This is a genomic window from Lentzea sp. DG1S-22 (genome assembly GCF_036321065.1).
GTDB lineage: Bacteria > Actinomycetota > Actinomycetes > Mycobacteriales > Pseudonocardiaceae > Lentzea > Lentzea jiangxiensis.
In genome coordinates, this window is record NZ_CP143276.1 from 5,431,958 (window position 1) to 5,458,497 (window position 26,540).

At 70.2% G+C, this 26,540-nt stretch carries 27 protein-coding genes; 12 read left to right on the plus strand and 15 right to left on the minus strand.

Annotated elements, in window-relative coordinates; all coding sequences use genetic code 11:
* Window positions 1-28: 28 nt before the first annotated feature.
* Window positions 29-1,168, plus strand: coding sequence for an acyl-CoA dehydrogenase family protein (locus tag V1227_RS25170; protein WP_329787955.1), 1,140 nt, complete (start codon window positions 29-31; stop codon window positions 1,166-1,168).
* On the opposite strand, the gene V1227_RS25175 is transcribed toward V1227_RS25170, so the two are convergent.
* Entirely contained in the window at window positions 1,169-2,380 is a 1,212-nt protein-coding gene (locus V1227_RS25175) for an amidohydrolase (protein WP_329787956.1), read from the minus strand.
* Between the two features lie 243 nt (window positions 2,381-2,623).
* Window positions 2,624-3,514, minus strand: a complete 891-nt coding sequence (locus tag V1227_RS25180; protein WP_329787957.1) for an aldose 1-epimerase family protein — start codon at window positions 3,512-3,514, stop codon at window positions 2,624-2,626.
* Window positions 3,515-3,552: 38 nt separating this feature from the next.
* Here V1227_RS25180 and V1227_RS25185 point away from each other — a divergent pair, with 38 nt between their 5' ends.
* Together V1227_RS25185 and V1227_RS25190 are read left to right on the plus strand one after the other, a co-directional pair.
* Window positions 3,553-4,329 (plus strand): MBL fold metallo-hydrolase, encoded by a 777-nt coding sequence (locus tag V1227_RS25185; protein WP_329787958.1) that lies wholly within the window; start codon window positions 3,553-3,555, stop codon window positions 4,327-4,329.
* Entirely contained in the window at window positions 4,326-5,042 is a 717-nt protein-coding gene (locus V1227_RS25190) for an AAA family ATPase (RefSeq protein WP_329787959.1), read from the plus strand. The genes V1227_RS25185 and V1227_RS25190 overlap by 4 nt, the downstream gene beginning before the upstream one ends.
* Window positions 5,043-5,046: 4 nt before the next feature.
* On the opposite strand, the gene V1227_RS25195 is transcribed toward V1227_RS25190, so the two are convergent.
* On the minus strand, window positions 5,047-6,441 hold the full coding sequence (locus V1227_RS25195; RefSeq protein WP_329787960.1) for an APC family permease: 1,395 nt from the start codon (window positions 6,439-6,441) through the stop codon (window positions 5,047-5,049).
* Between the two features lie 79 nt (window positions 6,442-6,520).
* Here V1227_RS25195 and V1227_RS25200 point away from each other — a divergent pair, with 79 nt between their 5' ends.
* Window positions 6,521-7,315, plus strand: coding sequence for a hypothetical protein (locus V1227_RS25200; protein WP_329787961.1), 795 nt, complete (start codon window positions 6,521-6,523; stop codon window positions 7,313-7,315).
* On the opposite strand, the gene V1227_RS25205 is transcribed toward V1227_RS25200, so the two are convergent.
* The 8 genes from V1227_RS25205 to V1227_RS25240 all read right to left on the minus strand — a co-directional run bounded on the left by V1227_RS25205 (window position 7,299) and on the right by V1227_RS25240 (window position 16,211).
* Window positions 7,299-8,561: an MFS transporter gene (locus V1227_RS25205; protein WP_329787962.1), complete on the minus strand. Its 1,263-nt coding sequence runs from the start codon at window positions 8,559-8,561 to the stop codon at window positions 7,299-7,301. The genes V1227_RS25200 and V1227_RS25205 overlap by 17 nt on opposite strands.
* Window positions 8,562-8,621: 60 nt before the next feature.
* Window positions 8,622-10,556, minus strand: a complete 1,935-nt coding sequence (gene asnB, locus V1227_RS25210) for an asparagine synthase (glutamine-hydrolyzing) (protein ID WP_329787963.1) — start codon at window positions 10,554-10,556, stop codon at window positions 8,622-8,624.
* A gap of 632 nt (window positions 10,557-11,188) precedes the next feature.
* Complete coding sequence (pdxH, locus tag V1227_RS25215) at window positions 11,189-11,845, minus strand: pyridoxamine 5'-phosphate oxidase (protein ID WP_329787964.1); 657 nt, start codon at window positions 11,843-11,845, stop codon at window positions 11,189-11,191.
* Between the two features lie 156 nt (window positions 11,846-12,001).
* A complete protein-coding gene (locus V1227_RS25220) occupies window positions 12,002-12,703 on the minus strand; it encodes an urease accessory protein UreD (RefSeq protein ID WP_329787965.1) in 702 nt (233 codons plus the stop codon).
* Complete coding sequence (ureG, locus tag V1227_RS25225) at window positions 12,700-13,335, minus strand: urease accessory protein UreG (RefSeq protein WP_329787966.1); 636 nt, start codon at window positions 13,333-13,335, stop codon at window positions 12,700-12,702. Before ureG ends, V1227_RS25220 begins: the two co-directional genes overlap by 4 nt.
* Window positions 13,325-13,933, minus strand: coding sequence for an urease accessory protein UreF (locus V1227_RS25230; RefSeq protein ID WP_374236846.1), 609 nt, complete (start codon window positions 13,931-13,933; stop codon window positions 13,325-13,327). Before V1227_RS25230 ends, ureG begins: the two co-directional genes overlap by 11 nt.
* The gene (locus V1227_RS25235; protein WP_329787967.1) at window positions 13,933-15,615 is read right to left on the minus strand and encodes an urease subunit alpha; all 1,683 of its coding nucleotides are present in this window, start codon (window positions 15,613-15,615) and stop codon (window positions 13,933-13,935) included. The genes V1227_RS25230 and V1227_RS25235 overlap by 1 nt, the downstream gene beginning before the upstream one ends.
* On the minus strand, window positions 15,612-16,211 hold the full coding sequence (locus V1227_RS25240; protein WP_329787968.1) for an urease subunit gamma: 600 nt from the start codon (window positions 16,209-16,211) through the stop codon (window positions 15,612-15,614). Before V1227_RS25240 ends, V1227_RS25235 begins: the two co-directional genes overlap by 4 nt.
* 144 nt (window positions 16,212-16,355) lie before the next feature.
* Here V1227_RS25240 and V1227_RS25245 point away from each other — a divergent pair, with 144 nt between their 5' ends.
* The 5 genes from V1227_RS25245 (at window position 16,356) to serC (ending at window position 20,891) form a co-directional block, all read left to right on the plus strand.
* On the plus strand, window positions 16,356-17,180 hold the full coding sequence (locus V1227_RS25245) for an ABC transporter ATP-binding protein (RefSeq protein WP_329787969.1): 825 nt from the start codon (window positions 16,356-16,358) through the stop codon (window positions 17,178-17,180).
* Window positions 17,177-17,992: an ABC transporter permease gene (locus tag V1227_RS25250; RefSeq protein WP_329787970.1), complete on the plus strand. Its 816-nt coding sequence runs from the start codon at window positions 17,177-17,179 to the stop codon at window positions 17,990-17,992. Before V1227_RS25245 ends, V1227_RS25250 begins: the two co-directional genes overlap by 4 nt.
* Entirely contained in the window at window positions 17,971-19,026 is a 1,056-nt protein-coding gene (locus V1227_RS25255; protein ID WP_329787971.1) for a sensor histidine kinase, read from the plus strand. The genes V1227_RS25250 and V1227_RS25255 overlap by 22 nt, the downstream gene beginning before the upstream one ends.
* Window positions 19,023-19,625 (plus strand): response regulator transcription factor, encoded by a 603-nt coding sequence (locus tag V1227_RS25260; RefSeq protein ID WP_329787972.1) that lies wholly within the window; start codon window positions 19,023-19,025, stop codon window positions 19,623-19,625. Before V1227_RS25255 ends, V1227_RS25260 begins: the two co-directional genes overlap by 4 nt.
* A 138-nt stretch (window positions 19,626-19,763) precedes the next feature.
* The gene (serC, locus tag V1227_RS25265; protein ID WP_329787973.1) at window positions 19,764-20,891 is read left to right on the plus strand and encodes a phosphoserine transaminase; all 1,128 of its coding nucleotides are present in this window, start codon (window positions 19,764-19,766) and stop codon (window positions 20,889-20,891) included.
* A gap of 55 nt (window positions 20,892-20,946) precedes the next feature.
* Here the strand turns inward: serC and V1227_RS25270 are convergent, their stop codons facing one another.
* Window positions 20,947-22,059: an ABC transporter permease gene (locus tag V1227_RS25270; protein ID WP_329794105.1), complete on the minus strand. Its 1,113-nt coding sequence runs from the start codon at window positions 22,057-22,059 to the stop codon at window positions 20,947-20,949.
* A 134-nt stretch (window positions 22,060-22,193) separates the two neighbouring features.
* Here V1227_RS25270 and V1227_RS25275 point away from each other — a divergent pair, with 134 nt between their 5' ends.
* Window positions 22,194-22,373 (plus strand): zinc ribbon domain-containing protein, encoded by a 180-nt coding sequence (locus tag V1227_RS25275; protein ID WP_442916360.1) that lies wholly within the window; start codon window positions 22,194-22,196, stop codon window positions 22,371-22,373.
* A gap of 2 nt (window positions 22,374-22,375) precedes the next feature.
* Here the strand turns inward: V1227_RS25275 and V1227_RS25280 are convergent, their stop codons facing one another.
* Genes V1227_RS25280 through V1227_RS25290 form a run of 3 tightly spaced genes read right to left on the minus strand, consistent with a single transcriptional unit; the run spans window position 22,376 to window position 24,563 of the window.
* Window positions 22,376-23,026 (minus strand): ABC transporter ATP-binding protein, encoded by a 651-nt coding sequence (locus V1227_RS25280; protein WP_329787974.1) that lies wholly within the window; start codon window positions 23,024-23,026, stop codon window positions 22,376-22,378.
* Window positions 23,023-24,063 (minus strand): peptidoglycan-binding protein, encoded by a 1,041-nt coding sequence (locus V1227_RS25285; RefSeq protein ID WP_329787975.1) that lies wholly within the window; start codon window positions 24,061-24,063, stop codon window positions 23,023-23,025. Before V1227_RS25285 ends, V1227_RS25280 begins: the two co-directional genes overlap by 4 nt.
* An 8-nt stretch (window positions 24,064-24,071) precedes the next feature.
* Window positions 24,072-24,563 carry a hypothetical protein gene (locus V1227_RS25290; protein ID WP_329787976.1) on the minus strand — a complete coding sequence of 164 codons (492 nt, stop codon included), beginning with the start codon at window positions 24,561-24,563 and terminating at the stop codon, window positions 24,072-24,074.
* A gap of 89 nt (window positions 24,564-24,652) precedes the next feature.
* Here V1227_RS25290 and V1227_RS25295 point away from each other — a divergent pair, with 89 nt between their 5' ends.
* Both V1227_RS25295 and V1227_RS25300 read left to right on the plus strand, forming a co-directional pair.
* The gene (locus tag V1227_RS25295) at window positions 24,653-25,312 is read left to right on the plus strand and encodes a response regulator transcription factor (RefSeq protein WP_329787977.1); all 660 of its coding nucleotides are present in this window, start codon (window positions 24,653-24,655) and stop codon (window positions 25,310-25,312) included.
* Window positions 25,309-26,448, plus strand: coding sequence for a sensor histidine kinase (locus V1227_RS25300; RefSeq protein WP_329787978.1), 1,140 nt, complete (start codon window positions 25,309-25,311; stop codon window positions 26,446-26,448). The genes V1227_RS25295 and V1227_RS25300 overlap by 4 nt, the downstream gene beginning before the upstream one ends.
* Window positions 26,449-26,540 lie beyond the last annotated feature (92 nt).

The following is a 26,540-nucleotide window of genomic DNA, read 5'->3' on the forward strand; positions in this document are numbered from 1 at the left end:
GCTACCAGTACACCACCGGAGGTCGACGATGCCCGCCGAGCGGCTGCTCCCCACCCAAGAGGCCGAGGACCTGATCGCGCTGGTCAGGGAGATCGCGCGGGACGAGCTCAAGCCCCACGCCGCGGACGCCGAGGAGAACGAGAAGTTCCCCCGCGACGCGTTCCGCCTGCTGGGCAGGACGGGTCTGCTCGGCCTGCCGTACCCCGAGGAGTTCGGTGGCGGCGAGCAGCCCTACGAGGTGTACCTGCAGGCGCTCGAAGAGGTCGCCTCGGCGTGGATGACGGTCGCCGTGGGCCTCTCGGTGCACGTGATGTCGTGCTACGGCCTGGCCACGTTCGGCACCCGCGAGCAGCAGGACCGCTGGCTCCCCGAGATGCTCGAGGGCGAACTGCTCGGCGGCTACGCGCTGTCGGAGGTCCAGGCGGGCTCCGACCCGGCCGCCATGGCGACCCGCGCGGTCCGCAAGGGATCCGAGTACGTCGTGAACGGCACCAAGGCGTGGATCACGCACGCCGGCGCCGCCGACTTCTACACCCTGATGGCCCGCACGTCCCCCGACGCGGGCCGCGGCATCTCCTGCTTCCTCGCGCCCGGCGAGACGCGGGGTCTCACCGCGCTGACCCCCGAGCGGAAGATGGGCCTCACCGGCTCCATCACCGCCCAGCTCGAGTTCGCCGACGTGCACTTCGAGGCCGACCGCCTGATCGGCGAGGAGGGCGACGGCCTCAAGATCGCACTGTCCGCTTTGGACTCCGGCCGCCTCGGCATCGCGGCGTGCGCCGTGGGTCTCGCGCAGGCGGCGTTGGACGAAGCGGTCGCGTACGCCAAGACCCGCACCCAGTTCGGCCGTCCGATCATCGAGTTCCAGGGCCTCGAGTTCCTCCTGGCCGACATGGCCGCGGCCGTCGAGTCGGCGCGCGCCACGTACCTGCAGGCCGCCCGCCGCCGCGACCGCGGGCTCCCGTTCCGCCAGCAGGCGTCGATCGCCAAGCTCGTCGCCACCGACGCGGCGATGAAGGTGACGACCGACGCCGTCCAGGTGCTCGGCGGCGCCGGCTACACCCGCGACTTCCCGGTGGAGCGCTACATGCGCGAGGCCAAGGTCCTGCAGATCTTCGAGGGCACCAACCAGATCCAGCGCCTCGTGATCGGCCGAGGCCTGCGCTAGCTAGCCGCGCTCGCGGTAGAAGGGGTCGGCGACGACCCCTTCCCCCTTGCTGTCGTCCCACGTGTAGACCTCGCGCCCCTGCACGAACACGCGCAGGGCCCGGCTCATCACGTCGAGCGGGTCCCCCGACCAGATGACGACGTCACCGTCGAGCCCCGGCTTCAACGACCCGACCCGGTCGTCGAGCCCCATGATCCGCGCGGGGTTGGTCGTGATCGACCGCAGCGCCACGTCGCTGTCGAGCCCTTCCTTCACCGACAGCGTGGCCTGGTGCACCAGGAAGTGGATGGGCACGACGGGGTGGTCCGTCGTGATCGCCAGCTCCACCCCGGCCCGCGCCAGGATGCCGGGGTTGCGCAGCCCGCGGTTGCGCAGCTCCACTTTGGACCGCGAGGTGAACAGCGGCCCGATGATGACCGGGATCCGCTTGTCCGCGATGACGTCCGCGATCAGGTGGCCTTCGGTGCCGTGGTTGAGGATCAGCCGGTACCCGAACTCCTCGGACAGGCGGATCGCCGTGGCGATGTCGTCGGCCCGGTGCGCGTGCTGGCACCACGCCAGCTCACCGGTGAGCACCTTGCCGAGGACCTCGAGCGTGGTGTTGCGGTCGAACGGCTTCCCGTCCGCCTCCGCCTCGGCCTTCTTGGCGAGGTAGTCCTGCGCCTTGGTCAGCTCGTCGCGGATGACCGCCGCCACCCCCTGCCGCGTGGCGGGCAGCTTCCCCTTTTCGCCGTAGACCCGCTTCGGGTTCTCGCCGAGCGCGCTCTTCACGCTGACGGGCTCCTTGACGAGCATCTCGTCGACGGTCCGCCCCCAGCACTTCACCGCGACCGTCTGCCCACCGATGGGGTTGCCCGACCCGGGCTTGATCACCGCCGTCGTGACACCACCACTGAGCGCGTCGGCAAAGCCCAGGTCAGCAGGGTTGATAGCGTCCAGCGCCCGCATCCGAGCCCCGACGGGATCGGTCATCTCGTTGGTGTCCTGCCCGGCCCACCCCTCGGCCTCCTCGTGGACACCGATGTGCCCGTGGGCCTCGACGAAGCCGGGCAACACCCAGGCCCCGCCCGCGTCGACGACCTCGACGCCGTCCGGAACGTCGACGTCAGCGCCGACCGCGACGATCTTCCCGTCCTGGACGAGGACGGTGCCGCCTTCGACGGGGTCGCCGTCGACGGGCACGACGTAGCCCCCGGTGATCGCGATGTTCATGGTTAGCAACGCTAACGGTTGGGCGGACCGACGGCCACCCCTGACCGCTCACACACGACGCCAAAGGCGAGCCGCCTCACGCGCGATGCCGAAGGCGAGCCGTCCTGAGCAGACGCTCCCGCCAACGCAACAGGGGAACGCTACGGACAGAGCGCGCACACCCACGCGAACGCAAGCTAACGCAGGCGTCCCCCCACCCTCAGGACCCCTCGCAACACAACCTACCCAGCACCCCCGACAAGATCAGGAGCTCAACGGCCGGATCCCCCACCGAGCCCCCCAGGACTCCCCCGGAGAAACCCAGATCAGGTCCACCCCGGAGTTCAGGGCGTCCGGCGGGCAGGTCATCGGCTCGACGGCCACGGCCCGCCCCCGCCCGGGGTAGGAATCGGGCGTGTAGACCTGAACCCACCGGAACGCCGGATCCGCCCACACCTCCACCCCGCCGTTCTCGGCGACCAGGGTGTGGTGGACCAGCCCGTCCTCCGAAGGCTCACACCCGCCGAACGGCGTGTCCAGCCGGACGCCCTCGAGCAGCCGCCCGCCGCGGAAGTCGAACGGCGTCCCCTCCACCGGCACGGCGGGCCCGGAAGGCACCATCCGCTCGACGTCGAGCGGCAGCACCGAGGTCGCGGCCAGCGTCAAGGTGCACGAGTCCGTGGAAGCGTTCCCAGCCCGAGGGTAGGGGTGCGTCCCCACCCCGAACGGCGTGGCCGTGTCCCCGACGTTCGTGACCCCGTGCGTGACCGTGAGACCGCGATCATCCAGTGCGTAGGACACCGTGACGTCGAGAGCGACGGGCCATCCCGCCTGGGGCTCGATCAACGCGCGCAACGACACCAAGGAGCCGGTGTGCTCCAGCACGGACCAAGGACGTCGGCGCAGCAACCCGTGGACAGCGTTTCCCCGGGCCGGCTCGGTGACCTCGAGCTGCTGCCGCACGCCGTCCAGCACCCAAGACGCGCCTGCTGTCCGGTTCGGCCACGGCACCAGGACGGCGCCCGCGCTCATCGGCGGTTTCTCGTCGGCGCCGAACGTCTCGACGTACGGGACGCCGTCCACCTCGAAGGACCGCAGGCCCGCGCCTACAGTCGTGATCACGGCGGTGGCACCCTCGTACGAGATCCCCAACATGAGGCTGAAGCCTACGGGGCCAGCGGAAGGATTCGCCCATGAAGGTTCACCATCTGAACTGCGCCACGTTCCGGCCGCCCCTGGTCGCGGGCGGGCTGGTGGCCCACTGCCTGCTGGTCGAGACCGACCAGGGGCTCGTGCTGGTCGACACCGGGTTCGGCATGAACGAGATGACGAACCCCAAGGCGACGATCGACCCGCTGAGCCGCAAGCTGCTCCAGCCGGTGCTCGACATCAACGAGACGGCGATCAGCCAGGTCGAGCGGCGCGGGTACACCGCCGACGACGTGCGGCACGTCCTGCTCACGCACCTCGACCTCGACCACGCGGGCGGGTTGCGCGACTTCCCGAAGGCCACGGTGCACGTGCTCGACTCCGAGCTGGAGGCGGCGAGCAACCCGCGCAACGTCAAGGAGCGGGCGCGGTACCCGAAGGCGCAGCGGGAAGGCGTCACCTTCCGCACGCACAGGGCGGAGGGCGAGGACTGGTTCGGGTTCCAGGCCGTGCAGGACGTCGCGGGGCTGCCGGACGACATCCTGCTCGTGCCGCTGATCGGTCACACCCGCGGCCACACGGGCGTCGCGGTCAAGGGGGACGACGGCTGGATGCTGCACGCCGGCGACGCGTACTTCTACCGCGGCGAGGTCGAGACGCCGCCGAGCACCATCTTCGCGCTCAAGCTCACCGCCAGGCAGACCGAGACGATCCGCGAGCAGCGTCTGTCCAATGTGGAACGACTGAGGGAGCTCAAGGCGCGGGGCGAGGTCGAGGTGTTCTGCGCCCACGACCCGGTCGAGCTGGCCAGGCTGGCGTGACCTTCATCCGCCAGATCCGGCTGGACGGGCGGCACGACACGCGCCGCTACCCGTTCACGCTGCCGGTCGTCCGGCACCTGCTGGAGAACCCGGTCGACCTCCGGACGCCGGTCACGTTCCTCGTCGGCGACAACGGCGCGGGCAAGTCGACGCTGGTCGAGGCGATCGCCGTGGCGGCCGGGTTCAACGCGGAGGGCGGCACGCAGTCGTTCCGCTTCGCCACGAAGGCCACGGAGTCCTCGCTCGGCGACCACCTGACGCTCAGCTGGGGCACCAGGAAACCCCGCACGGGGTTCTTCCTGAGGGCGGAGTCGTTCTACAACGTCATCACCGAGATCGACCGGATCGGCGCGGGGATCCACGCGTCGTACGGCGGGAAGTCGTTGCACGAGCGGTCACACGGCGAGAGCTTCATCGACCTGATGACGCACCGGTTCGGCGGCAAGGGCCTCTACGTGCTGGACGAGCCGGAGGCCGCGCTGTCGGTCAAAGGCTGCCTCACGGTCCTGAGGCGCATGCACGAGCTCGTCGGGGAAGGGTCGCAGTTCATCATCGCCACGCACTCGCCGATCCTGCTCGCGGCGCCGGGCGCGACGATCCTGGAGATCACCGACACGATCGACGAGGTCACCTACGACACGGCGGAACCGGTCGCGCTCACCCGCAACTTCCTGGGTGGGCCCGACCGGTTCCTGAAGCACCTGCTGGACTGAGCGGCTACTTGCCGAGGTTCTCCGGGTGCATCTCCACCTTGCCGTGCAGCACGCGGTTGATGCCCCAGAGCACCAGGCCGGCGAGCAGCAGCCAGCCCGCGATCACGTAGTCGGCCCACGGGCGGCCCGAGAGCACCGGCATCGCGAGGTACGCGCACGTGATCGCGCCGAGCACCGGAGCCCACGTCGGCGCGCGGAAGTGCTCGTGATCCGACTTCTCGCGGCGCAGCACGAGGCAGGCGACGTTGACGATGGTGAAGACGATCAGCAGCAGCAACGACGTCGTGCCGCCGAGCTTGCCGATGTCCGCGGTGGACACCAGGATCACCGCGACGCCGGTCGTGAAGACGATCGAGATCCACGGCGTGCGGCGGAACGGGTGCACGGTGCCGAAGAACTGCGGGATGATCTTCTCGTTCGCCATGCCGTACAACAACCTCGACGCCATCAGCATGTTGATCAGCGCCGAGTTGATGACGGCCAGCAGACCGATCAACGCGAAGATCCACAACGGGAAGCCGGGCGCACCGACGGTGACGACCCTCAGCAACGCGCTGCTGCCCGCCTTGGCGAGCTCGTCGGACGGGATCAGCAGCGACGACGTGATCGCGACCAGGACGTAGATCAGGGCGGCGATGCCCATGCCCCACAGCATGGCGCGCGGGAAGATCTTGGCCGGGCTCTTGCACTCCTCGGCCATGTTCACCGAGTCCTCGAAGCCGACCATCGCGAAGAACGCGAGCGCCGTGGCCGAGGTGACCGCGAGCACCACGCTGCCGTCCGACGGCACGTTGATCTCGGTGAGCCTGCCGGGTTCGCCGTCGCCGTTCAGGACGGCCCAGACGCCGATCAGGATGATGATCACCAGGCCGGACAGCTCGATGCAGGTCAGCACCACGTTCGTCTTGACCGACTCGGACACGCCGCGGAAGTTGATCAGGGCGAGACCGGCGATGAAGAGGATCGCGATGCCCGTGATGACGAGCGACTCCGGGCTGAGCGCGACGTCGAAGAACTCGACGAGCAGCTGCCTCAGGTACGTGCGGCCGAACGCGAGAGCCGCCGACGACGCCGACGTGATGCCGGAGCACATGACGGCGAACGCGACCATGAACGTCAGGAAGTGGATCCCGAACGCCCTGTTCGTGTAGAGCGCCGCGCCGGCGGCCTTCGGGTACTTGCCGACCAGTTCGAGGTAGCTGAACGCGGTCAGGAACGCCACCACGAACGCGAGCAGGAAGGGCAGCCAGAGAGCGCCGCCGATCTTGCCGGCCACGTTGCCGGTGAGGGCGTAGATGCCGGTACCGAGGATGTCGCCGACGACGAAGAACAGCAGCAGCTTCGGGCCGATCGCCCGGTGCAGCTCTGGTTGCTCCGTTCGCGGAGTCGCTTCAGCCATGCCCGAAGATTCTGCACGTTCTGCCGGTCACCTGCGAGAACGGACGCTGACCTCACCCGATTGGTGTAACAATCGGACGATGAGACTCGCGGCAACAGCGATCATCGCCGCCTTGGCGCTGACCGCCTGCTCCTCGTCCGAACCCGCGGGTGAGGACGCTCCGCAGCACCGCGACGTGAAGAGCCTGGTGGCCGCGGTGGAGAAGTCCGTCGCCGAGAAGGGCGCGTACCGCTTCACCATCGCGCCGCCGGCGACCGGGGGCGGCGTGCGGTACCCGTCGAACGGCACCGTGCGGCTGGGCGGTGAGGTGCCGGGCATGGACGCGACGACCACCCGTCCCGTGCGGTCCGGCGGTGACGCGGTGGAGCTGCGGCTCGTCTCGACCGCGAAGGACGCCGCGTTCGTGAAGCTGCCGGCCGCGCTGTTCGGGCTGCCCGCCGAGAAGCCGTGGGTGCGGCTCGACCGCAGGGTCGACGACGACTTCACCACGACGATGCTCGGGTTCCACGACGTCGTCTTCCAGCAGGCCGCCTTCACCACCTACCACCTGCCGGTGATCAAGGCCGGCGGCGAGCTGGAGCTGACGGCGCAGGTCGGCGGGAACACCCGGTACTCGATCGCCGTCGACTACCGGAAGGCCTACGACGCCCTCGCCGACGAGGGCCTGCGCACCGAGCTCAAGCTCGCCCTCGACCAGCAGGTCGCGGGCTCGACCGGGGAGATCGAGCTCGACGGCGCCGGCCTGCCGGTCCGCATCGCGTTCTACACGCAGTTCCAGGGTGCGCGGATCGTCGACGAGGCCCGCTTCTCCGACTGGGGAACCGCAGCGGAGATCACCGCGCCGGGCCCGGCCGAGATCAGTCCGCGGAGTTGACGCGGTAGCGCCAGATCGCCGGCATCAGGGCGACCATGGCGACCGACGCCACGACCACCAGCAGGCCACCGACGGACACGGCCGCCGCGGTGCCGAACGCCGCGCCACCCGTGCCGTGCAACAGGTCCGCGACGCGCGGGCCTCCCGCCACGACGACGATGAAGACGCCCTGCATCCGCCCGCGCATCTCGTCGGTCGCGGCCGACTGCAGGATCGCGCCCCGGAACGCCATCGACACCATGTCCGCCGCACCGGCGAGCGCCAGGAACGCCGCCGCGACCCACAGCGAGCCCGCGAGGCCGAAGCCGGTGATCGCGAGGCCCCAGCCCACCACGGCCAGCGTCAGCGCGACGCCGTGCCGGTTGATGTTCGAGATCCACCCGGACGTCAGCCCGCAGATCACCGCGCCGACCGGGATCGCCGCGAACAGCACGCCGAGCGCGAACCCACCGCCCGCCGGGTCGCCGAACGTGTGCTGCGCCATCTCCGGGAACAGCGCCCGCGGCATGCCGAACACCATCGCGATGATGTCGAGCAGCATGCTCGCCATCAGCACCTTCTGCGCCCACAGGTAGACGAACCCGTCGAGCACGTCCCTCAGGCCCGCGCGGCGGACCACCCCGTCCAGCGGGGGCATCGCGGGCAGCTTCCACACCGCGTAGACCGTGGCGGTGAGCGCGATCGCGTCCACCAGGTAGAGCGTCGAAAGCCCGACGACCGGCATGAACGCACCCGCGAGCAACGGCCCGAGCACCGCGCCGAACTGCATGACCGTCGAGCCGAGGGCCCCCGCGGACGGCAGCAGCTCCGCCGGCACGAGCCTCGCGATCGCCGCCGAACGCGCCGGGGCGTTGGCCGCGAAGAACACCTGCTGCAGGCCGAGCAACGCGATGACGAGCCACACCGAACCGACGCCCAGCGCCGCCTGCACCCAGAGCAGCACCGACGAGACGGCGATGCCGGCGTTGGTGACGAGCATCAGCTTCCGGCGGTCGACGGTGTCCGCGATCGCACCACCCCAGAGCCCGAAGACGAGCAGCGGGACGAGCGCGACACCGGCGGCGATGCCGACCCACGCCGACGAGCCGGTGAGGTCGTAGACCTGCTTGGGGACAGCGACGGCGGTGAGCTGGGAGCCCACCGCCGTCACGATCGTGGAGAGCCACAACCGCCGGTACGCGACGATCTTCAACGGACGGGTGTCGATCACGAACGTCGAACGCGCGCTTCTCCCCACAGTGGCCACATGGTTAGCCTATGACAACTAACATCCGCTTCACGTGGGGATGTCACCAAGACCACTCGGCTAGAGGCGCACCGGGTACACCGGCTCCGGCACCTTCGGGCTGATCCGGCCCTCGACGAAGATCCCGTGCCAGATCATGAAGCACAGCAGGCTCCAGAGCTGCCGGCTGCGGTCGAACTGCTCCGACCTGTGCTCGGCGAGCAGGTCGAGCACGGCGTTCTTGTCGAGCAGGTGGCCGGTCTGCGAGTCGTTGATGATCCCGCGCGCCCAGTCGTACATCTCGGCGCGCAGCCAGTGCCGGATCGGCACCGGGAAGCCGAGCTTCGGCCGGTTCAGCACGTGCGCCGGGATGATCTTGGCCAGCGCCTTGCGCAGCGCGTACTTGGTCGTGCCCTCGGTGAGCTTCTGGTCGAGCGGCACCTCGGCCGCGACCTTGAAGACCTCGGGGTCGAGGAACGGCACCCGCAGCTCGATGGAGTTGGCCATCGTCACCTTGTCGGCCTTGACGAGGATGTCGCCGCGCAGCCACGTGAAGAGGTCGATGTGCTGCATTCGCGCGACCGGGTCCCAGTCCTCCGACTCGCGGTACCAGGGCGCCGTGACGTCCTGGAAGCCGATGCCCTCCCTGTAACCGGGGAACACCGCCCGCACCTGCGCGTCGCTGAAGTTGCGCGCGTTGCCGTAGTAGCGCTCCTCCAGCTTGAGCGAGCCGCGCCGCAGCAGGTCCTTGCCGCGCACACCCTCCGGAATGGACTTCGACACCGCGCCCATCAGCTTGCGCACGCCGCCCGGCACCTTCTCGAACGGCGCCAGCGACAACGGCTCGTGGTAGATCACGTAGCCGCCGAACAGCTCGTCCGCGCCCTCGCCCGAGAGGACCGCCTTCACGTACTTACGCGCCTCTTTGGCGATGAAGTACAACGGCACCAACGCCGGGTCCGCCACCGGGTCGTCGAGGTACCAGAGGATCAGCGGCAGCTCTTCCATCATCTCTTCGGGCGACACGGTCCTCACGACGTGCCGCACCCCGATGGCCGCCGCGGTCTCCGCGGCGACGTCCACCTCCGAGTACCCCTGGCGGTCGAAACCGCTGGTGAACGCGATGAGGTTCGGGTTGTGCAACTTGGCCAGCGTCGCCGTGGCCGTCGAGTCGATGCCACCCGACAGGAACGCCCCGACCGTGACGTCCGGGTCGGAGATCATGTGCTTGGCCACCGAGTCGCGCATGACCTCGGCGATGCGCTCGTGCAGCGCCTCGGCCTCGTGCGCCCCGTTCACCGGCCGCGGCGAGAACACGGGCTTGAAGTACCGGTTGAACAGCACCTGCCCACCCGGGCTGACCTTGAACGACGTGCCGGACTCCACCCGCCGGATCGCCTTGTGCAGCGACTCGGGCTCCGGCACGTACTGCAGCACCAGGTAGTGCTGCAACGCCGTCTGGTCCAGCTCCTGGCTGATCCCGAGCACACCGGTCAGCTGCAGCAAGCTCTTCTTCTCCGACGAGAACGCCACCCCACCGGGGCCGCTCGCCCAGTACAGCGGCTTGATCCCGAACGGGTCCCGCGCCCCGAACACCACGCGCTCCTGCGCGTCCCAGATCATGAACGCGAACATCCCGCGCAGCCGCTTGACCCAGTCGGCCCCGAGGTAGTGGTACCCGGCGACGATGGCCTCACCGTCGCCCTTGGTCTTGAAGTGCGCGCCGAAGTGCATGGCCAGCTCGGCCCGCAGCTCCTTGTAGTTGTAGATCTCGCCGTTGAAGTTCAGCGTGTACCGCGTCGGGTTCTCCGGCGGCCCCCACACCAACGGCTGGTGGGAGTGCTCCAGGTCGATGAAGCCGAGCCGGTTGAACCCGTAGACGACCTCGGCATCGGCCCACGTGTCCTGCTCGTCGGGACCGCGGTGCCGCTGGCAGCGCAGTGCTGCGGCCACGGAGCCGCGCGCCGAGGCCGCGGCGGCTTCGGTGGAACAGATGAGTCCGAGCACTCCGCACACGTGAAATCGCACCTCGTAGCTAGCTGTTGCTGAAATCCCAGTATGCCGAAGCTGGGATCGGACATTCGCGCCACCCGAAGGACGCCCGGGGGCCGGGTCAGGTTCCGGAGGGGTGGCGCCGGGCACGGCCGGGGCGGCGCGGACGAGTGGTGGCCGTGGTGGTGGGGGCCGCGGTGGCGGGCCGTGTTGGCAGGGCCGGGGTGGCGGCACCGTGTCGGTGGGACCGTGGTCGTGGGCCGTGGCGGGGCCGTGGTGGGGGACCGGCGTGGGGGGCCGTGGCGGTGGGACCGTGATCGTGGGCCATGGCGGGACCGTGGCGAGGGGACCGGCGTGGCGGGGACCGGGTGCTCGGCGGTGCGGCTCGCGGTACGGGTGGCGGCAGCGGCTGTCGGCGGCAGCGGAGCTCACCAGCCAGGCGGTGGCTGCGGCTACGCACGCTGACGCAGGGGTCCCCTTCGATTTCGGGTCCCCCGCGACCGAACGTACTCAGCGGGTCTGACAATTCCGACGCGAAGCCGAAGGCGGGCCACCTGACCGCCGGCCCCAACCGGCCGCGACAAGCGAGCCGCGACGAGCAAAAGGGGCGCCTCCCGCCCACAGGAAGCGCCCCATCGCGAAAGCTCCAGCCGAACCTACGGAGCGACCCGCTCCAGCTGCCACCCGTCCCGCCCCAGCCGGAACCGCAGCCGGTCGTGCATCCGATCCCGCCGGCCCTGCCAGAACTCGACCTCTTCCGGCCGGATCCGCCACCCGCCCCAGTGCGGCGGCACCGGGATCTTCTCGGTGTCCGCGAACTGGCGCTCGATCTTGTGCAGCGCGGAATCCAAAGTGGACCTGCCGGTGACCACTCGGGACTGCGGCGAGGCCCAGGCGCCGATCTGCGAGCCGCGCGGGCGCGAGTTCCAGTACTCGGCGGTCTCCACCGGGCCGACCTTCTCCACGGTGCCGCGCACGTGGGCCTGGCGCTGCATCGCGAACCACGGGAACGTGGCCGAGGCGTAGCGGGTGGCCATCAGGTCGTGCGACTTGTTGGACGTGTAGTTCGTGAAGAACACGAGTCCGCGGGCGTCGAGGCCCTTGGCCAGCACCGTGCGCGACGACGGGCGGCCCTTGGTGTCGGTGGTGGCGAGCACCATCGCGTTGGGCTCCGGCACGCCGGCTCCCGTGGCCTGGTCGAGCCACAGCTGGAGCTGTTCGTGCCAGGTGGCGGCAAGCTCCGACTCGCTGAGCGAGCCCTGCTCGTAGGACACGCGCATCGCCGGTAGCGCGATGTTCGTGGTCTCCGTCATCGGCGAACCTCCAAGCGGCGGGCAGAACTCGTGGTCCCTGGACCCGCGACCATACGCACGGCGAACGGATCCCGAAACCGCCTGCGCGGTGATGACCACCACCCGAACGGTGACTGTCCGTGCAAAGAACAGTTCTGGATCGAGTCCGTGATCGAGTCAGATGGAATCGAGCACACGTGTGACGGTGACCACGTCTTCACCCAGTGCGGTGGCGAGGGTTCCGCCTGCTGCCAACGGAACGACGCTCCACCACTCTCCGCCGCCCGCGGGGCGCGCCTTCGCGTCCAGGAGCAGGTCGGTGCCGATCACGCGCTTGCCCGCGAGGCCGGCGGGCGATGAGTCGACAAGGGAGTCGCCGACGACGAGCTGCTGGTGCAGCAACGGCTTTCCGCACCGGGTCGCGCGCACCGACGTGGACAGCGAGCCGGCGGGCTCACCGGTTCGGCCCAGCGCCAGGACCTCGCGAGTGCGCAACTCCGCGTGACTGTCCAATTCGGCCTCCACCACGGCGGTGTGATGCGCGCGGGCCGTCACGACCGTCGGCTCCGGCCGGTACGACAACGTTCCCCCGATCAGGAAGCGCACCGAGGACGAGGACGCCGCACCGGACGTTCCGGGCAGCAACAGCGTCGCCGCAACACCTCGGAGCTCGAGCGAGGCCCCGGGACCGACTTCGACGGTCAGGGACAACGAATCGCCGCCCAGCGGTGCCGTCACCGAGGACACCAGGTGCACCAGCGCAACCGGGCCCACGCGGCGGTGCGGCACCAATGTCAACGGTGTCATGGACCGGAGGACCCGCACGACGCTGTTGCCGTGCGAGTCCAGCGTGACGACCAACCGTGCCGACGCCTTCACAGCTGGGCCAGCACCCACTTCGCGACCTCGGGCGCGTCCGGGGTCTCGACGAGCGACTGCGCGATGACGGGCAGCTCCCCGCGCACCCGGTGCGCGTCGGAGATCATGACGTCCATGTCCGCGCCGACGAACGGGGCGAGGTCGGTCTTGTTGATGACCAGCAGGTCCGCGGTCGTGACGCCGGGGCCGCCCTTGCGCGGCACCTTGTCGCCGCCCGCCACGTCGACGACGAAGATCTGCCGGTCCACCAGGCCGCGCGAGAACACCGCGGTCAGGTTGTCGCCGCCGCTCTCGATGATCACCAGGTCCAGCCTGGCGAACCGGTGCTCCAGGCGCTCCACGGCGTCGAGGTTCGCGGTGATGTCGTCGCGGATCGCGGTGTGCGGGCAGCAGCCCGTCTGCACGGCCTCGATGCGCGACGGGTCGAGCACGCCGGCGCGACGCAGGAAGTCCGCGTCCTCGGTCGTGTAGATGTCGTTGGTGACGACCGCCAGCTCCAGCTGCGAGCCCAGCGCGCGGCACAGCGCCGCGGTCAGCGCGGTCTTGCCGCTGCCGACCGGGCCGCCGATGCCGATGCGCGGCGCGGCTCCGTGGTGGTGGTCGTGCGGGTCGGGCCCGTGATTAGCTCCCAAAGAGACGCACCCCTTCTCGTCGTGCATGTGCTTCTGCCAGAAGATCCAGAGCAGGCGACCCCAGCGCGGGCAGTTCCTTGCAGGCCCTCGAAGCGACGTCCTGCACGGGCAGCGCGGCCACGATCGCGTTCACCCCGAACGGATCGAGCCCCAGCAGCCGCACCGCCGCCGACGCGGGCCCGCTCACAGCCAGGTAAGCGCACGTCAGAGCGGCTTCGAACGGCTCACCGACCAGCACGCCGATCACCAGCGGCTGGTGCGGGTCGCGCGGCAGCGCGTCCAGGCGCTCGGAGGGCCAGGCCCGGCGGGCGGCCCGCAGCATCCCGCGCCCCTGCGCCCGTGACGCCTCGCGTTGGGCGGGCGAAGGTGTGCGGGCGTCCAGCTCCGCGTCCAGCCCGGCCAGGTCCTCACCCCGCGCCGCCGCGGCCGCGAAGCCCGCCGCCAGCAGGCCCGCGCCGAGCAACCGGCCGTGCAGGAAGGACCGCAGCGACGGTTCGTCGTGCACCAGCCCGCGCGCGGCGGCCTCTTCCAGGCCGCCGGAGTGCACGTGGCCTCCGCCGGGGAAGCGGGAGTCGGCGAGGATCAGCGCGGTCAGCATCAGAACAGGAAGTACCGCTGGGCCATCGGCAGCTCCGCGACCGGCGAGGGCTCGACCAGCGATCCGTCGACGTGCACGGCGAAGCTGTCCGGATCGACGCGGACGTCCGGCATCGCGTCGTTGAGCACCATGTCCGCCTTGCTGACCGACCGCGTCGACGACACCGGCAGGACCCGCCGCGCGTACCGGTCCGCGATCCCGGCCTCGACGGCCTCCGGCGCCACGAAGAACACCGACGAGGCCGCACCGGCCGTGGCACCGAACATCGGCCGCGCCCAGACGGGCTGGGGCGTCGGGATCGAGGCGTTCGCGTCCCCCATCGCGCCCCAGGCGATGAAGCCGCCCTTGAGCACCACCGAAGGCCGCACGCCGAAGAACTTGGGCTCCCACAGCACGAGGTCGGCGAGCTTGCCGACCTCCACGGACCCGACCTCGTCCGCGATCCCGTGCGCCAGCGCGGGGTTGATCGTGTACTTGGCGACGTACCGCCGTGCCCGCAGGTTCTCGTCCAGCGACCGGCGCGACGACATCACGTGCGCGGTCTGCCAGGTCCGGACGACCACCTCGCCGACGCGGCCCATCGCCTGCGAGTCGGACGAGATCATCGAGATCGCGCCCAGGTCGTGCAGCAGGTCCTCGGCCGCGATCGTGGTCGGCCTGATCCGCGACTCCGCGAACGCCAGGTCCTCCGGCACGGACGGGTTGAGGTGGTGGCAGACCATCAGCATGTCGAGGTGTTCCTCGAGCGTGTTGACGGTGTGCGGGCGGGTCGGGTTCGTCGACGACGGCAGCACGTTGGGCAGCGAGACGACGCGGATGATGTCCGGCGCGTGCCCGCCGCCGGCGCCCTCGGAGTGGTAGGCGTTGATCGACCGGCCGCCGATGGCGTCCACAGTGGACTCCAGGAAGCCCGCCTCGTTCAACGTGTCCGTGTGGATCGCGACCTGCACGCCCGACTCGTCCGCGATCCGCAGGCAGGCGTCGATCGCGGCGGGCGTCGTGCCCCAGTCCTCGTGCAGCTTGAACCCGCCCGCGCCGCCCGCGAGCTGTTCCCGCAGGCCCTCCTCCGAGACGGTGTTCCCCTTGCCCAGCAACAACACGTTGATCGGCATGTGGTCCATCGACGTCAGCATGCGGTCGAGGTACCAGGCTCCCGGTGTGACGGTCGTGGCCTTCGTGCCCTCCGCCGGACCGGTGCCACCACCGATCAGCGTGGTCAGCCCGGACGCCAGCGCCTCGTCCACGATCTGCGGGCAGATGAAGTGGACGTGGCAGTCGATGCCGCCCGCGGTGAGGATCTTCCCGTTGCCGGACAGGATCTCCGTCGACGGGCCGATCACCAGGTCCGGGTGCACCCCGTCCATCGTGTCCGGGTTGCCCGCCTTGCCGATCGCGACGATCCGCCCGTCCCGCACGCCGACGTCGGCCTTGACGACACCCCAGTGGTCGAGGACCACCGCACCGGTGATGACCAGGTCGGGAGCCCCCTCGGCACGGGTCGCGATGCCCTGCCCCATCGACTCGCGGACGACCTTGCCACCGCCGAAGACCACCTCGTCGCCCGAGGTGGCGCCGCGCGAGCGGTCCTCGGTGACCTCGATGAACAGGTCGGTGTCGGCGAGCCGGATCCGGTCGCCGGTCGTCGGCCCCAGCAGGTCGGCGTAGCGCTCGCGGTCGATCATCGCTGCAACCCCCGGACGATCCTCGAGCCTGCCAGCGGAACCAGCACCACCTCGCGTTCGACGCCGGGCTCGAACCGCACGGCCGTGCCCGCGGGGATGTCGAGCCGGTAGCCGAACGCGGCCTCGCGGTCGAACTCGAGCCCCGTGTTGACCGAGGCGAAGTGGAAGTGCGAGCCGACCTGGACGGGCCGGTCGGCGGTGTTCACGACGACCGTCGTCACGCGCGGCCGGCCGGGGTTGAGCTCGACCGGCTCGGCGCCGACGACCACCTCCCCCGGCGCCGGACCGGCGGACGGCGCGATCGGGTGGTGCACGGTGACGAGCTTCGTGCCGTCCGGGAACGTCGCCTCCACCTGCACCGAGTCGATCATCTCCGGCACGCCCCGCATGACCTGCTCCGGCGCGAGCACCGTCCTGCCGCTCTCCATGAGCTCGCTGACCGTGCGTCCGTCCCGCGCGCCCTCCAGCACGTGGTCGGTGATCAGCGCGACGGCCTCGGGGTAGTTGAGCAGCACGCCGCGTTCGAGCCGGCGGCGGGCGACGTCGGCGGCGACGTGCACGAGGAGCTTGTCGCGTTCATGCGGCGTCAGATGCACTTCGCCGTTCTAGCACGCGAAAGCGCGCTATCCCGGAGTGGAAACACGGCCGAAACACGACCGCGTGTCCACCGACCGGTTGACGACCGGGGTCAGCGGTGCGGTCGTCCCGCGAGAGGGGTCCGCGACCGCAGGATTCACGGCATGAACGCGATCCGGGTGAGGGGCCTGACGAAGGCCTACAAGGGCCACCAGGCGGTGGCGGGGGTGGACCTCGACGTCGCTCGCGGCGAGGTGTTCGCCGTGCTCGGCCCGAACGGGGCCGGCAAGACCACGAGCGTCGAGATCCTGGAGGGGCACCGCGACCGCGACGGGGGCGAGGTCAGCGTGCTGGGGGTCGACCCGGCCAGGGGCGGCCGGGAGTGGCGTTCGAAGCTCGGCATCGTCCTGCAGAGCGCGACGGACGCGGCGACGCTCACGGTGCGCGAGGCCGTGCACCACTACGCCGGGTACTACGGCGACCCGCGCGACCCGGAGGAGGTCATCGACCTCGTCGGGCTCACCGAGAAGGCGAAGTCGCGCGTCGGCACGTTGTCCGGCGGGCAGCGGCGACGCCTCGACGTGGCGCTCGGCATCATCGGCCGCCCCGAGCTCGTGTTCCTCGACGAGCCGACCACGGGCTTCGACCCCGAGGCGCGCCGGCAGTTCTGGGGGCTCGTCGCACGGCTGGCCGCCGAGGGCACCACGATCCTGCTGACCACGCACTACCTGGACGAGGCCGAGGCGCTCGCCGACCGCGTGGCCGTGCTCGCCGGGGGACGGATCGTCGCCGAGGGCACCCCGCAGACGCTCGGCGGCCGCGCGCACGCCGACGCCACCGTCCGGTGGCTGTCCGACGGCGGCTACCGCGAAGTCCTCACGCACGAGCCCACCAAGGTCATCGCCGACCTGTCCCGGCACGGCGAGCTGGCCGAGCTGACCGTCACCCGCCCGTCGCTGGAAGACGTCTACCTGGAGCTGATCAAATGACCACCGCTGTCGCGTCCGGGGCGGCCGCTCTGCCCTCGACCCTCGCCCTCGGTCTCGCGAGGGGTGGGACCGAGCTGCGGGAGTTCTTCCGGCAGAAGGAAAACCTCATCTTCACTGTCTCGCTGCCGGCGGTCCTGATGCTGCTGCTCGGCACCGTGTACGTGAAGGAGGTCGCCGCCGCGCAGATGTTCGCGGCCAGCATGATCGGCGCCGGCATCATCTCGACGTCGTTCGTCGGACTGGGCATGAGCGTCGTGGCCGACCGCGAGGACGGCACGCTCAAACGGCTGCGCGGCACGCCGATGCCGTTCACGTCCTACTTCATCGGCAAGATCGTGCTGGTCTTCGTGTCGAGCCTCTTCGAGGCCGTGCTGCTGGTCGCGGTCGGTGTGCTGCGCTTCGACCTGGAACTGCCGGCCAGCGCGGAGAAGTGGCTGACGTTCGCCTGGGTCTTCACCCTCGGCGTCATCGCCTGCTCGCTGATCGGTGTGGCGCTGAGCGGGATCGCGAAGTCCACCCGCAACGCCGCCGGCGTGCTGAACCTGCCGTACATCGTGCTGCAGTTCCTCAGCGGCGTGTTCATCATGCAGGCGGCTCTGCCGGAGTCGCTGCGCACGGTGGGTTCGCTCTTCCCGCTCAAGTGGGTGTGCCAGGGTTTCCGCTCGGTGTTCGCACTGGAAGAGGGCTACGCGGTCATGGAGGCGGCGGGATCATGGGAGCTGGGCAAGACCGCGCTGGTGCTCGGGGCGTGGAGCGTCGCGGGCCTCGTGCTCGTCGGCAGGACCTTCAGGTGGAGCAACACCAGCCGCTGACCACCTGGTACGTGCTGTTCGGGCTCACCCAGGTCACCACCATCGCGCTGATCCTGGTGGACGCCAACCCCCTCGCCGACCGGCTGTCGGCGGTGGGGTTGCTCGTCCTGAACTCGCTGTGGTTCGTCGGGTACGGCCTGCGGCTCATGAGGGACGGGATCGAGGACTGGCGCGGCCTCGTCTACGCGGCCGGCTCGCTGGCCCTCTGGGCCCCGGCGGTCTGGCTGACCGGCAACGCCACGTTCGCGCTGTTCGGGCTCGTGCCGCAGATCTACATGATGATGCCGGTGACCTGGGCGTTCTTCCCGATGGTCGTCTTCGTCTTCACCCCGCAGCTGCTGACCTGGCTGGCCGGTGCCGACCCCGCGCTGCCGTGGCCCGGCGCACTGCTGATCGTCGGCTTCTCCCAGGCGTTCGGCTGGGCGGTGAGCCGGATAGCGCAGCAGAACGAGCAACGCGGTGAGCTGCTCGAACGCATCGAGGCGCTGACGCTCGAGACCGAGCGGGCGCGCTGGGCGGCCGAGATCCACGACACGCTGGCGCAGGGCTACACGTCGATCATCACGCTGCTGCAGGGCGCTCAACCGAACGTCGAGCTGGCGTTGCGGACGGCGCGGGAGAACCTCCGCGAGGCACGGGCCCTGGTCGCGTCGAACTCACCGTCGCCTTTGGACGGTTCGTCGCTGGAGGACGCGTTGCGGCGCCTGGTGTCCGGCGTGGCGCTGCCGTCCAGCTTCAGGGTGATCGGCGACGCCCGGCCGCTGGCGACCTCGGCCGAGGTGGTGCTGCTGCGGACCGTGCAGGAGGCGCTGACCAACGTCGACCGCCACTCCGGCGCCTCGCGGGTCGACGTCGTGATGAGGTTCGACGAGGACGGCGTCTCCCTGGAGGTGCGCGACGACGGCCGCGGCTTCGGCGACGCCCCGGAGGGCTTCGGCCTGCGGGGGATGCGCGCCCGGCTCGAACAGGTGGGTGGGACGCTGTCGCTGTCCTCGGACGAGGGGGCGTCAGTGCTGGTGGAGGTGCCGCTGTGATCAGGGTTCTGCTGGTGGACGACCACCCGGTGGTGCGCCAGGGCCTGCGGGGGATGCTCGTGGCCGACGACCTGGAGGTGGTCGGCGACGCAGGGTCCGGCCAGGAGGCGATCACCTCGGCGGCCGCTCTGAAGCCGGACGTCGTGCTGATGGACCTGCGGATGCCCGAAATGGACGGTGTGGCCGCGACCGCCCGGATCGTCGGGACCGGGCCGCGGGTGCTGGTGCTGACGACGTACGAGACCGATTCGGACATCCTCCGCGCGGTGGAGGCCGGTGCGTCCGGATACCTGCTGAAGGACTCGACGACCGAGGACCTGATCGCGGCCATCCGAGCCGCCGCGCGCGGCGAGACCGTGCTCGCTCCGTCGATGGTGGCGAAGGTGGTCGGGCAGGTGCGGACGCCGCCGCTGTCGGCTCGGGAGGCCGAGGTGTTGAGGCTGGTCGCGAAGGGGTTGTCCAACGTCGAGATCGGGCGGGCGCTGTTCATCTCGGAGGCGACGGTGAAGACCCACCTGCTGCGGGTGTTCAACAAGCTGGGGGTGTCGGACCGGACGGCGGCGGTGACGACGGCGATGGGTCGAGGCATGCTGCGGTGAGACCCCGACACGCCGTGGTGAAGTGACCCAGGACACCCGGTTGTCACCTCCCGGCCACCGGCCTGCAACACTGTGAACTCCGGCAACGGCGCCGGTCAGGTCCCTGAAGCTCGTCAATCGCCCCGGAGGCGTGACCACATGACCCAGACCGCCGATCCGACCTCGTTGGTGCTTCCCGCCGAGCTCAAGCCGTCCGACGGCCGCTTCGGCTGCGGACCGTCCAAGGTGCGTCCCGAGGCCGTGCAGGCCCTCGCCTCCGAAGGTGCGGCGCTGCTCGGCACGTCCCACCGGCAGAAGCCCGTCAAGAACCTCGTCGGCCGCGTGCGCTCCGGCCTGCGCGAGCTGTTCCAGCTCCCCGACGGCTACGAGGTCGTGCTCGGCAACGGTGGCACCACGGCGTTCTGGGACGCGGCGTCCTTCGGGCTCGTTCGCGAGACCGCGCAGCACTTCACCAACGGCGAGTTCTCCTCCAAGTTCGCGAAGGTCACGCAGACCGCGCCGTTCCTGAAGGACTCGCTCGTCACCAAGGCCGAGCCGGGCACCGCGCCCGAGCTCTTCTACGCCGAGGGCGCCGACCTGGTCGGGTGGGCGCAGAACGAGACCTCGACCGGCGTCGCGATGCCCGTCACGCGCATCGAGGGTTCCGAGCAGGCGCTGATCGCCATCGACGCCACCTCCGGCGCGGGTGGTCTGCCGGTCAAGGCCGAGGACTTCGACGTCTACTACTTCGCACCGCAGAAGTCGTTCGCGAGCGACGGCGGCCTGTGGCTCGCGCTGATGTCGCCGAAGGCCCTGGAGCGCGTCGAGGAGCTCAAGGACCGCTGGGTGCCGGAGTTCCTGTCGCTGCCGACGGCTCTCGACAACTCCACCAAGGACCAGACGTACAACACGCCGTCGGTCGCCACGCTCTTCCTGCTGGCGCACCAGATCGACTGGATCAACGGCAACGGTGGCCTCGACTGGTCGGTCGCGCGCACGAAGGACTCGAGCGACCGCCTGTACTCGTGGGCCGAGAAGACCCCGTACACCACGCCGTACGTGGAGAAGGCCGCTGACCGCTCGCAGGTCGTCGGCACGATCGACTTCTCCGACGACGTGGACGCCGCCACTGTCGCGAAGGTGTTGCGCGCCAACGGCATCGTGGACGTCGAGCCGTACCGCAAGCTCGGCAAGAACCAGTTGCGCGTCGCGATGTTCCCGGCCATCGAGCCGAACGACGTCACGATCCTGACGCAGGCGATCGACTGGATCGTCGGCCAGCTCTGACGACAGCAGCGACCTGGGGCGCACCGAACGGCTTTCCGGTGCGCCCCAGTGCTTTTCAGGCGAGTGCCTCCGTGGGCGACTGCCGTGCCGCCCGCACCGCCGGGTAGACGCCGGCGATGGCGCCGATGAGGACCGCCGACCCCACTCCTCCGAGCAGGGCGGGCCACGGCAGTGCCGCGGGCCACTGCTGGCTGATCGAGTACCCGGCCGTGACCGCGATGCCCACGACCACGCCGACCAGCCCGCCGAGGCCCGACAGCAGCACCGACTCGGTGAGGAACTGCCACCGGACCTGCCGGCGGGTCGCCCCGAGCGCCCGCCGCAGTCCGATCTCCCTGCGGCGTTCCAGCACCGAGATCACCATCGTGTTCGCCACGCCGACGCCACCCACCAGCAACGCGACCCCGCCCAGTCCCAGGAACAGCGCGTTGTAGGAGCTCTCGGCCAGCTGCTGGGCTTCGAGAGCCTCCGACGGCCGGGAAACCTTGACCTCGTTGGACTTCTGCGGGTTCAGCGTCGGCCCGAGCAGGTTGCGTACATCGTCCACCTGGTCGGGCGACGTGCGCACGTAGACCGTGTTCGCGTTGCCCTCGAACCCGAACGCCTCCTTCGCCGCCTCCCAGCCGACCAGCGCGGACCTGTCGATCTCCGGCGAGAGCGGCAGCGGCCCGAGGATGCCGACGACGGTGAACCACTGCCCGTCGATCCACAGCTGCACGCCCGGCTCGTCGACGCCCAGGCGCGAGGCCGCGGTGCCCCCGAGCACCACCGACTTCTCCCCCGGCGACAGCCACCGGCCCGCGCGGACCTCGGCGTTCAGCACCTTCAGCAGGTCCTGCTCCGCCGCCTGCACCTGCAGCCCGAGCGTGTCGCTCGACGGCACCAGGTCGTTCTTGCGGACGCTCGCGGAGATCTTGCCGGTGGCGCTGGCGGACGACACCGCGCCGATCCGCTTGGCCATCGGCACCGCGGTCTCCGGCAGCTTCGCGTCCTGGCCGAAGAGGTCCTGGCCGGGAGCGGCGGTGAGGAGGTTGGTGCCGAGCTTGGACATCTTCTCCCGCAACGCGGCCGCGCTGGAGGCCGGGATGCCGACCACGGCGACCACCGCGGCGATGCCGATCGCGATCCCCAGGGCCGACAGCACGGCGCGGACGGGACGGGTCCGCATGCCGAAGAACCCGAGGCGGAGGAGGTCGATCACAGCGCCCTCCTCGTGCAAGCCCGCGTCCGACCACTCATGGTGTTCCCGGTGACAGGTCGCTGGACGAACGGGCTCGCCGCTATCGCGACGAGGACGAACGCATGTCGTATCGCGGGACAGACCGGCTCGCCGAACTGCGGCTTTCGGCGCGGCAGTGGACGTGTCCGAGCTGCCGCACCCGGCACGACCGGGACCTCAACGCGGCCGAGAACATCCTTGCGGCTGGTCGAGCCGTAGCCCGAGGTGACTCGAGCGAGGCCGCGAGTCCCGGTTCTTGGTGAAGTCACACGATCACCCCGTCCCGCACCTCGACGCGGCGCGGCGCCCAGGCCGCGATGTCCCGGTCGTGCGTGATCATCACGATCGTCGTGCCGTCGGAGTTGAGGCTCTCCAACAGCTCCAGCACGCCCGCGCCGTTCTTCGTGTCCAGGTTCCCCGTCGGTTCGTCGGCCAGCAGGATGCCCGGCGTGTTCACCACGGCCCGCGCGATCGCGACCCGCTGGCGCTCGCCGCCGGAGAGCTCGTGCGGCTTGTGCAGTGCGCGGTGGATCAGGCCGACCCTGTCCAGGGCGGACATCGCCATCGACCGCCTCTTCGACCGCGGCACGCCGGCGTAGACGAGGCCGGAGGCCACGTTCTCGATCGCGGACAGGCCCTCGGTGAGGAAGAACTGCTGGAACACGAAGCCGATCGTGCGCGCCCGCAGTGCGGACAAGGCGTTGTCCGACAACGAGGACACGTCGTGGCCGTCGATCTCGACGCGGCCGGCGGTGGGCTTGTCGAGCGTGCCCATCAGGTGCAGCAGCGTCGACTTGCCGGAGCCGGACGGCCCCACGATCGCGAGCATCTCCCCGCCCCCGACGGTCAGGGAGACGTCGCGCAGCGCCTGCACACCGCCGGGGTACGTCCTGCTCGCGTGGTCGACGGTGATCACTCGGTGGTCACCACCCTCATGCCCTCGCGCAGGCCTTCGCCCTGCACCTCGACCTGGCCCTTGGCGAAGATGCCGGCGGTGACCGGGACGGTCCTGCCGTCGTCGGTGACGACGCCGTAGCCGCCCTCGTTCAACGCGAGCAGCGCGCCGATCGGCACGGCCAGGACGTTCTGCTTCTTCGCCACGGTGAAGAGCGCGGTGACGTTGGCGGTGTCCAGGCCTTCCGCGGCCTTCGGGTCGTCGACGGAGATCGTGAGGACGATCTTCGGCTTGGAGCCCTGGTTCGGGTCGCCCGTGGTGCGGTTGACGCCGGTGATGGTGCCGGTGGCGGGCTTGCCGCCGGTGATCGACAGCTCGACCTTCTCGCCCTGCTTGGCGAGGCGTTGCTTGGACTGCTCCAGCTCGACGGTGACCGCGCGCTCGGTGCCGGTGACCTTCATCAGGTCACCGCCGGCGGGTGCGCCGAGCTGGCCGGTCACCGACGCGACGCGGATCGCCCCGGGTTGGACGACGACGTCGCCGGCGCCGAGCTTCCCGGTCTGCTCGAGGCCGTTGGCCTTCTGCCACTTCTTCAGCGCGGTGGCCGTGTAGTAGGTGAACTTCTCGTCGGGCGTGCCGAAGTCCTGGAACCCCAGCGCGGCGAGGTTCTCCTCCACCACCTTGACGTCGGGCCCGTTCGACATGCCCTGGTCGAGGTCGCGGTAGAGCGGCATCCGGCCGTAGAACAGCGGCACCGGCTTGGCATCCGCGTGGAACACCGGCTTGCCCTGCTCGATGACGTCGCCCTGCTCCGGCAGGCCCGTGACGGTGCCGCCCTTCCGGCTGGCCAGCGCTCGTTCCGAGCCGAAGCCGAGCTGGCCGGTCACCGACTGCTGGTCGGCGAGGTCGGTCCTCGTCACCTGGGCGGTCTTCGCGGGGGCGTTCCGCAGCGGCGCGGCGCCGGCTCGGTCGGACGCGATCCTCGTCAGCACCACGACCCCACCGGTGCCGAGCACGACGGCGGCGACGAGGGCGGCGATGACGATCTTGCGGTTCACGCGGCGCTTCATCCGACGGGCCTCGCCGCGATCATGCCGCCGTCCCCGATGCCGCACTCCTTCATGTCCTGTTTGACCTTCTCGTCCTCCATGTCGGGCAGCTCGATCGGCTCCCCCGGCTCGCCAGGACCACCCCCGAACTTCGGCTCCGGCCAGCTGTGGCCCTTGTCCCGCATGCACTTCGCCTGCTTGCGGATCTTGTCCTGGTCCTCGGGCGACGGCGGCTTGAACTCGCCTCCGTTGGGCAGGAACTTCTTGCACGCCTCGTGCGCGGTCTTCATCTTCTCGGGGTCCATGCCTCCCTCGCCGCCGATCGTGATGCCGACGCCCGCGTCGCTCGACTCCGGGTCCGGCATGTCGATGCCGTTCTCCCGCATGCACTTGGCGAACTGGACCGAGTCGCCCTTCTCGTCCTTCTCCGCGTCGGCCGGCTGGTCCTCCGCCCCGCAGGCGGTGAGCGCCAGCAGCAGGCCGAGCAGCACTGCGATGGTGGATTTCATGGCGACAGGTCTACGGAGGCGCTCATTCGGCGGCGTTAAGCGAAAGGCCTTATCCGGTGCTTATGCCCTCCGCGCGGAAAATGGGCGCCATGCGTGTGCTGGTGGTCGAGGACGAACAGCTGCTCGCGGACACGATCGCCGAGGGGCTGCGCAGGTTCTCGATGGCGGTCGACGTCTGCTACGACGGTGAGGCGGCGTTGGAGCGTGTGGGGGTGCACGCGTACGACGTCGTGGTGCTCGACCGCGACCTGCCGCTCGTCCACGGTGACGAGGTGTGCAGGGCGGTGCACGCGACCGGCGGTGAGGCGCGGGTGCTGATGCTGACGGCGGCGGCCGAGGTGGACGACCGGGTCGCGGGGCTCGGCCTCGGCGCCGACGACTACCTGACGAAGCCGTTCGCGTTCGCCGAGCTCGTGGCACGCGTGCAGGCGCTGGGCCGCCGGGCCCGTCCCGCGTTGCCGCCGGTGCTGGTGCGGGCGGGCGTGACGCTCGACCTGCCGCGCCACCAGGCGTCGCGGGACGGGACGTTCCTGCCGCTCTCCCCGAAGGAGTTCGCCGTGCTGGAGGTGCTGATGCGGGCGGAGGGCAACGTCGTGAGCCCCGAGGAGCTGCTGGAGAAGGCCTGGGACGAGCACGCGGACCCGTTCACCAACGCCGTGCGGGTGGCGGTGATGACGCTGCGCCGCAAGCTGGGCTCGCCGCAGGTCATCCAGACCGTGCCCGGCGCCGGCTACCGGTTCGGCTCGTGAAGCTGCGGACCAGGCTGACGGCCTGGTACGCCGGGGTGTTCCTGATCGCGGGCGTCGCGCTGATCGGGCTCAACTACTGGCTGCTCGCCGAGTGGATGCCGATGGAGGGCATCGCCGTCTCGCGGGCCCTGCCCCCGGACGTGGCGGCCTACCCCGGTTTCGTGCCCGTCGAGGCCTCCCAGCTGCCCGCCGACACCCTGGTGGTGAGCGGCGCCGACTTCGCGGCGAACACGATGAACACCGTCCTGTGGCAGTCGGTCGTCGCGTTGCTGGTGGCCGCGGTGATCGCGGTGTGGCTCGGCTGGGTCGTCGCCGGGCGCGTGCTGGCGCCGTTGCACGCGATCACCACGACCGCGCACCGGCTGGAAGCGGAACGCCTGGACCGGCGCATCGAGCTGGACGGGCCGCCGGACGAGCTGAAGGAGCTCGCCGACACCTTCGACGGCATGCTCGACCGCCTCGCGTCGTCGTTCGACAGCCAGAAGCGGTTCGTCGCGAACGCCTCGCACGAGCTGCGGACGCCGCTGGCCGTGCAGCGGACGCTGATCGAGGTGGCGCTGGCGGCTCCGGACGCGAACGACGACATGCGGCGTCTCGGAGCGCACCTGCTCGACACGAACGAACGGAGCGAGAAGCTCATCGACGGACTGCTGCTGCTCGCTCGCAGTGACCGCGGCCTCGCGACGCGTGAGCTCGTGTGGCTGGACGAGGTCGTCGACGACGAAATCGAGTCCTGCGCGGCACTTGCCGCCGAGAAAAACGTCACGTTTGCCGTGCGCACTCGCAGGTATCTGGTCGACGGCGACCCGGTCTTACTAGCTCAGCTCGTCGGCAACCTGTTGCGCAACGCCGTCCTCTACAACGTGCCGGGCGGCTCCGTGACCGTCGAGCTTGATCGAGAACTCACCGTCACCAACACCGGCCCCACCGTGCCTGCCCAGGCAGTACCCGGGTTGTTCGAGCCCTTTCGACGTCTGCGCGACCGGACCGGGACCGCCGGATCGGGCCTCGGGCTGTCGATCGTGCAGTCCGTGGCGCGGGCTCACCAGGGCTCGGCGAAGGCTCGTCCGAACGGGGGAGGAGGCCTGGTGGTCCAGGTGAACCTTCCGGAAACCGGCGTGCGGCAACCCTCGTGAACTGGCAAGATCACGTAGAGATATCGGCGAGTCTCCCACTGCTGGTCGGCTCGTTGTCCTAACGTTGTCTGCTGGCGAGGTGCGAATTCAGG

Coding starts and splice junctions, on each gene's coding strand:
- V1227_RS25200 (WP_329787961.1), top strand. CDS start 6,521: ATGAGACTCGCGGCAACAGCGATCATCGCCGCCTTGGCGCTGACCGCC.
- V1227_RS25290 (WP_329787976.1), bottom strand. CDS start 24,563: ATGAAATCCACCATCGCAGTGCTGCTCGGCCTGCTGCTGGCGCTCACC.
- V1227_RS25175 (WP_329787956.1), bottom strand. CDS start 2,380: ATGAACATCGCGATCACCGGGGGCTACGTCGTGCCCGTCGACGGCGAC.
- V1227_RS25185 (WP_329787958.1), top strand. CDS start 3,553: ATGAAGGTTCACCATCTGAACTGCGCCACGTTCCGGCCGCCCCTGGTC.
- V1227_RS25245 (WP_329787969.1), top strand. CDS start 16,356: ATGAACGCGATCCGGGTGAGGGGCCTGACGAAGGCCTACAAGGGCCAC.
- V1227_RS25180 (WP_329787957.1), bottom strand. CDS start 3,514: ATGTTGGGGATCTCGTACGAGGGTGCCACCGCCGTGATCACGACTGTA.
- V1227_RS25235 (WP_329787967.1), bottom strand. CDS start 15,615: ATGATCGACCGCGAGCGCTACGCCGACCTGCTGGGGCCGACGACCGGC.
- V1227_RS25275 (WP_442916360.1), top strand. CDS start 22,194: ATGTCGTATCGCGGGACAGACCGGCTCGCCGAACTGCGGCTTTCGGCG.
- V1227_RS25250 (WP_329787970.1), top strand. CDS start 17,177: ATGACCACCGCTGTCGCGTCCGGGGCGGCCGCTCTGCCCTCGACCCTC.
- pdxH (WP_329787964.1), bottom strand. CDS start 11,845: ATGACGGAGACCACGAACATCGCGCTACCGGCGATGCGCGTGTCCTAC.
- V1227_RS25295 (WP_329787977.1), top strand. CDS start 24,653: ATGCGTGTGCTGGTGGTCGAGGACGAACAGCTGCTCGCGGACACGATC.
- V1227_RS25230 (WP_374236846.1), bottom strand. CDS start 13,933: ATGCTGACCGCGCTGATCCTCGCCGACTCCCGCTTCCCCGGCGGAGGC.
- V1227_RS25170 (WP_329787955.1), top strand. CDS start 29: ATGCCCGCCGAGCGGCTGCTCCCCACCCAAGAGGCCGAGGACCTGATC.
- V1227_RS25270 (WP_329794105.1), bottom strand. CDS start 22,059: ATGCGGACCCGTCCCGTCCGCGCCGTGCTGTCGGCCCTGGGGATCGCG.
- serC (WP_329787973.1), top strand. CDS start 19,764: ATGACCCAGACCGCCGATCCGACCTCGTTGGTGCTTCCCGCCGAGCTC.
- V1227_RS25195 (WP_329787960.1), bottom strand. CDS start 6,441: ATGGCTGAAGCGACTCCGCGAACGGAGCAACCAGAGCTGCACCGGGCG.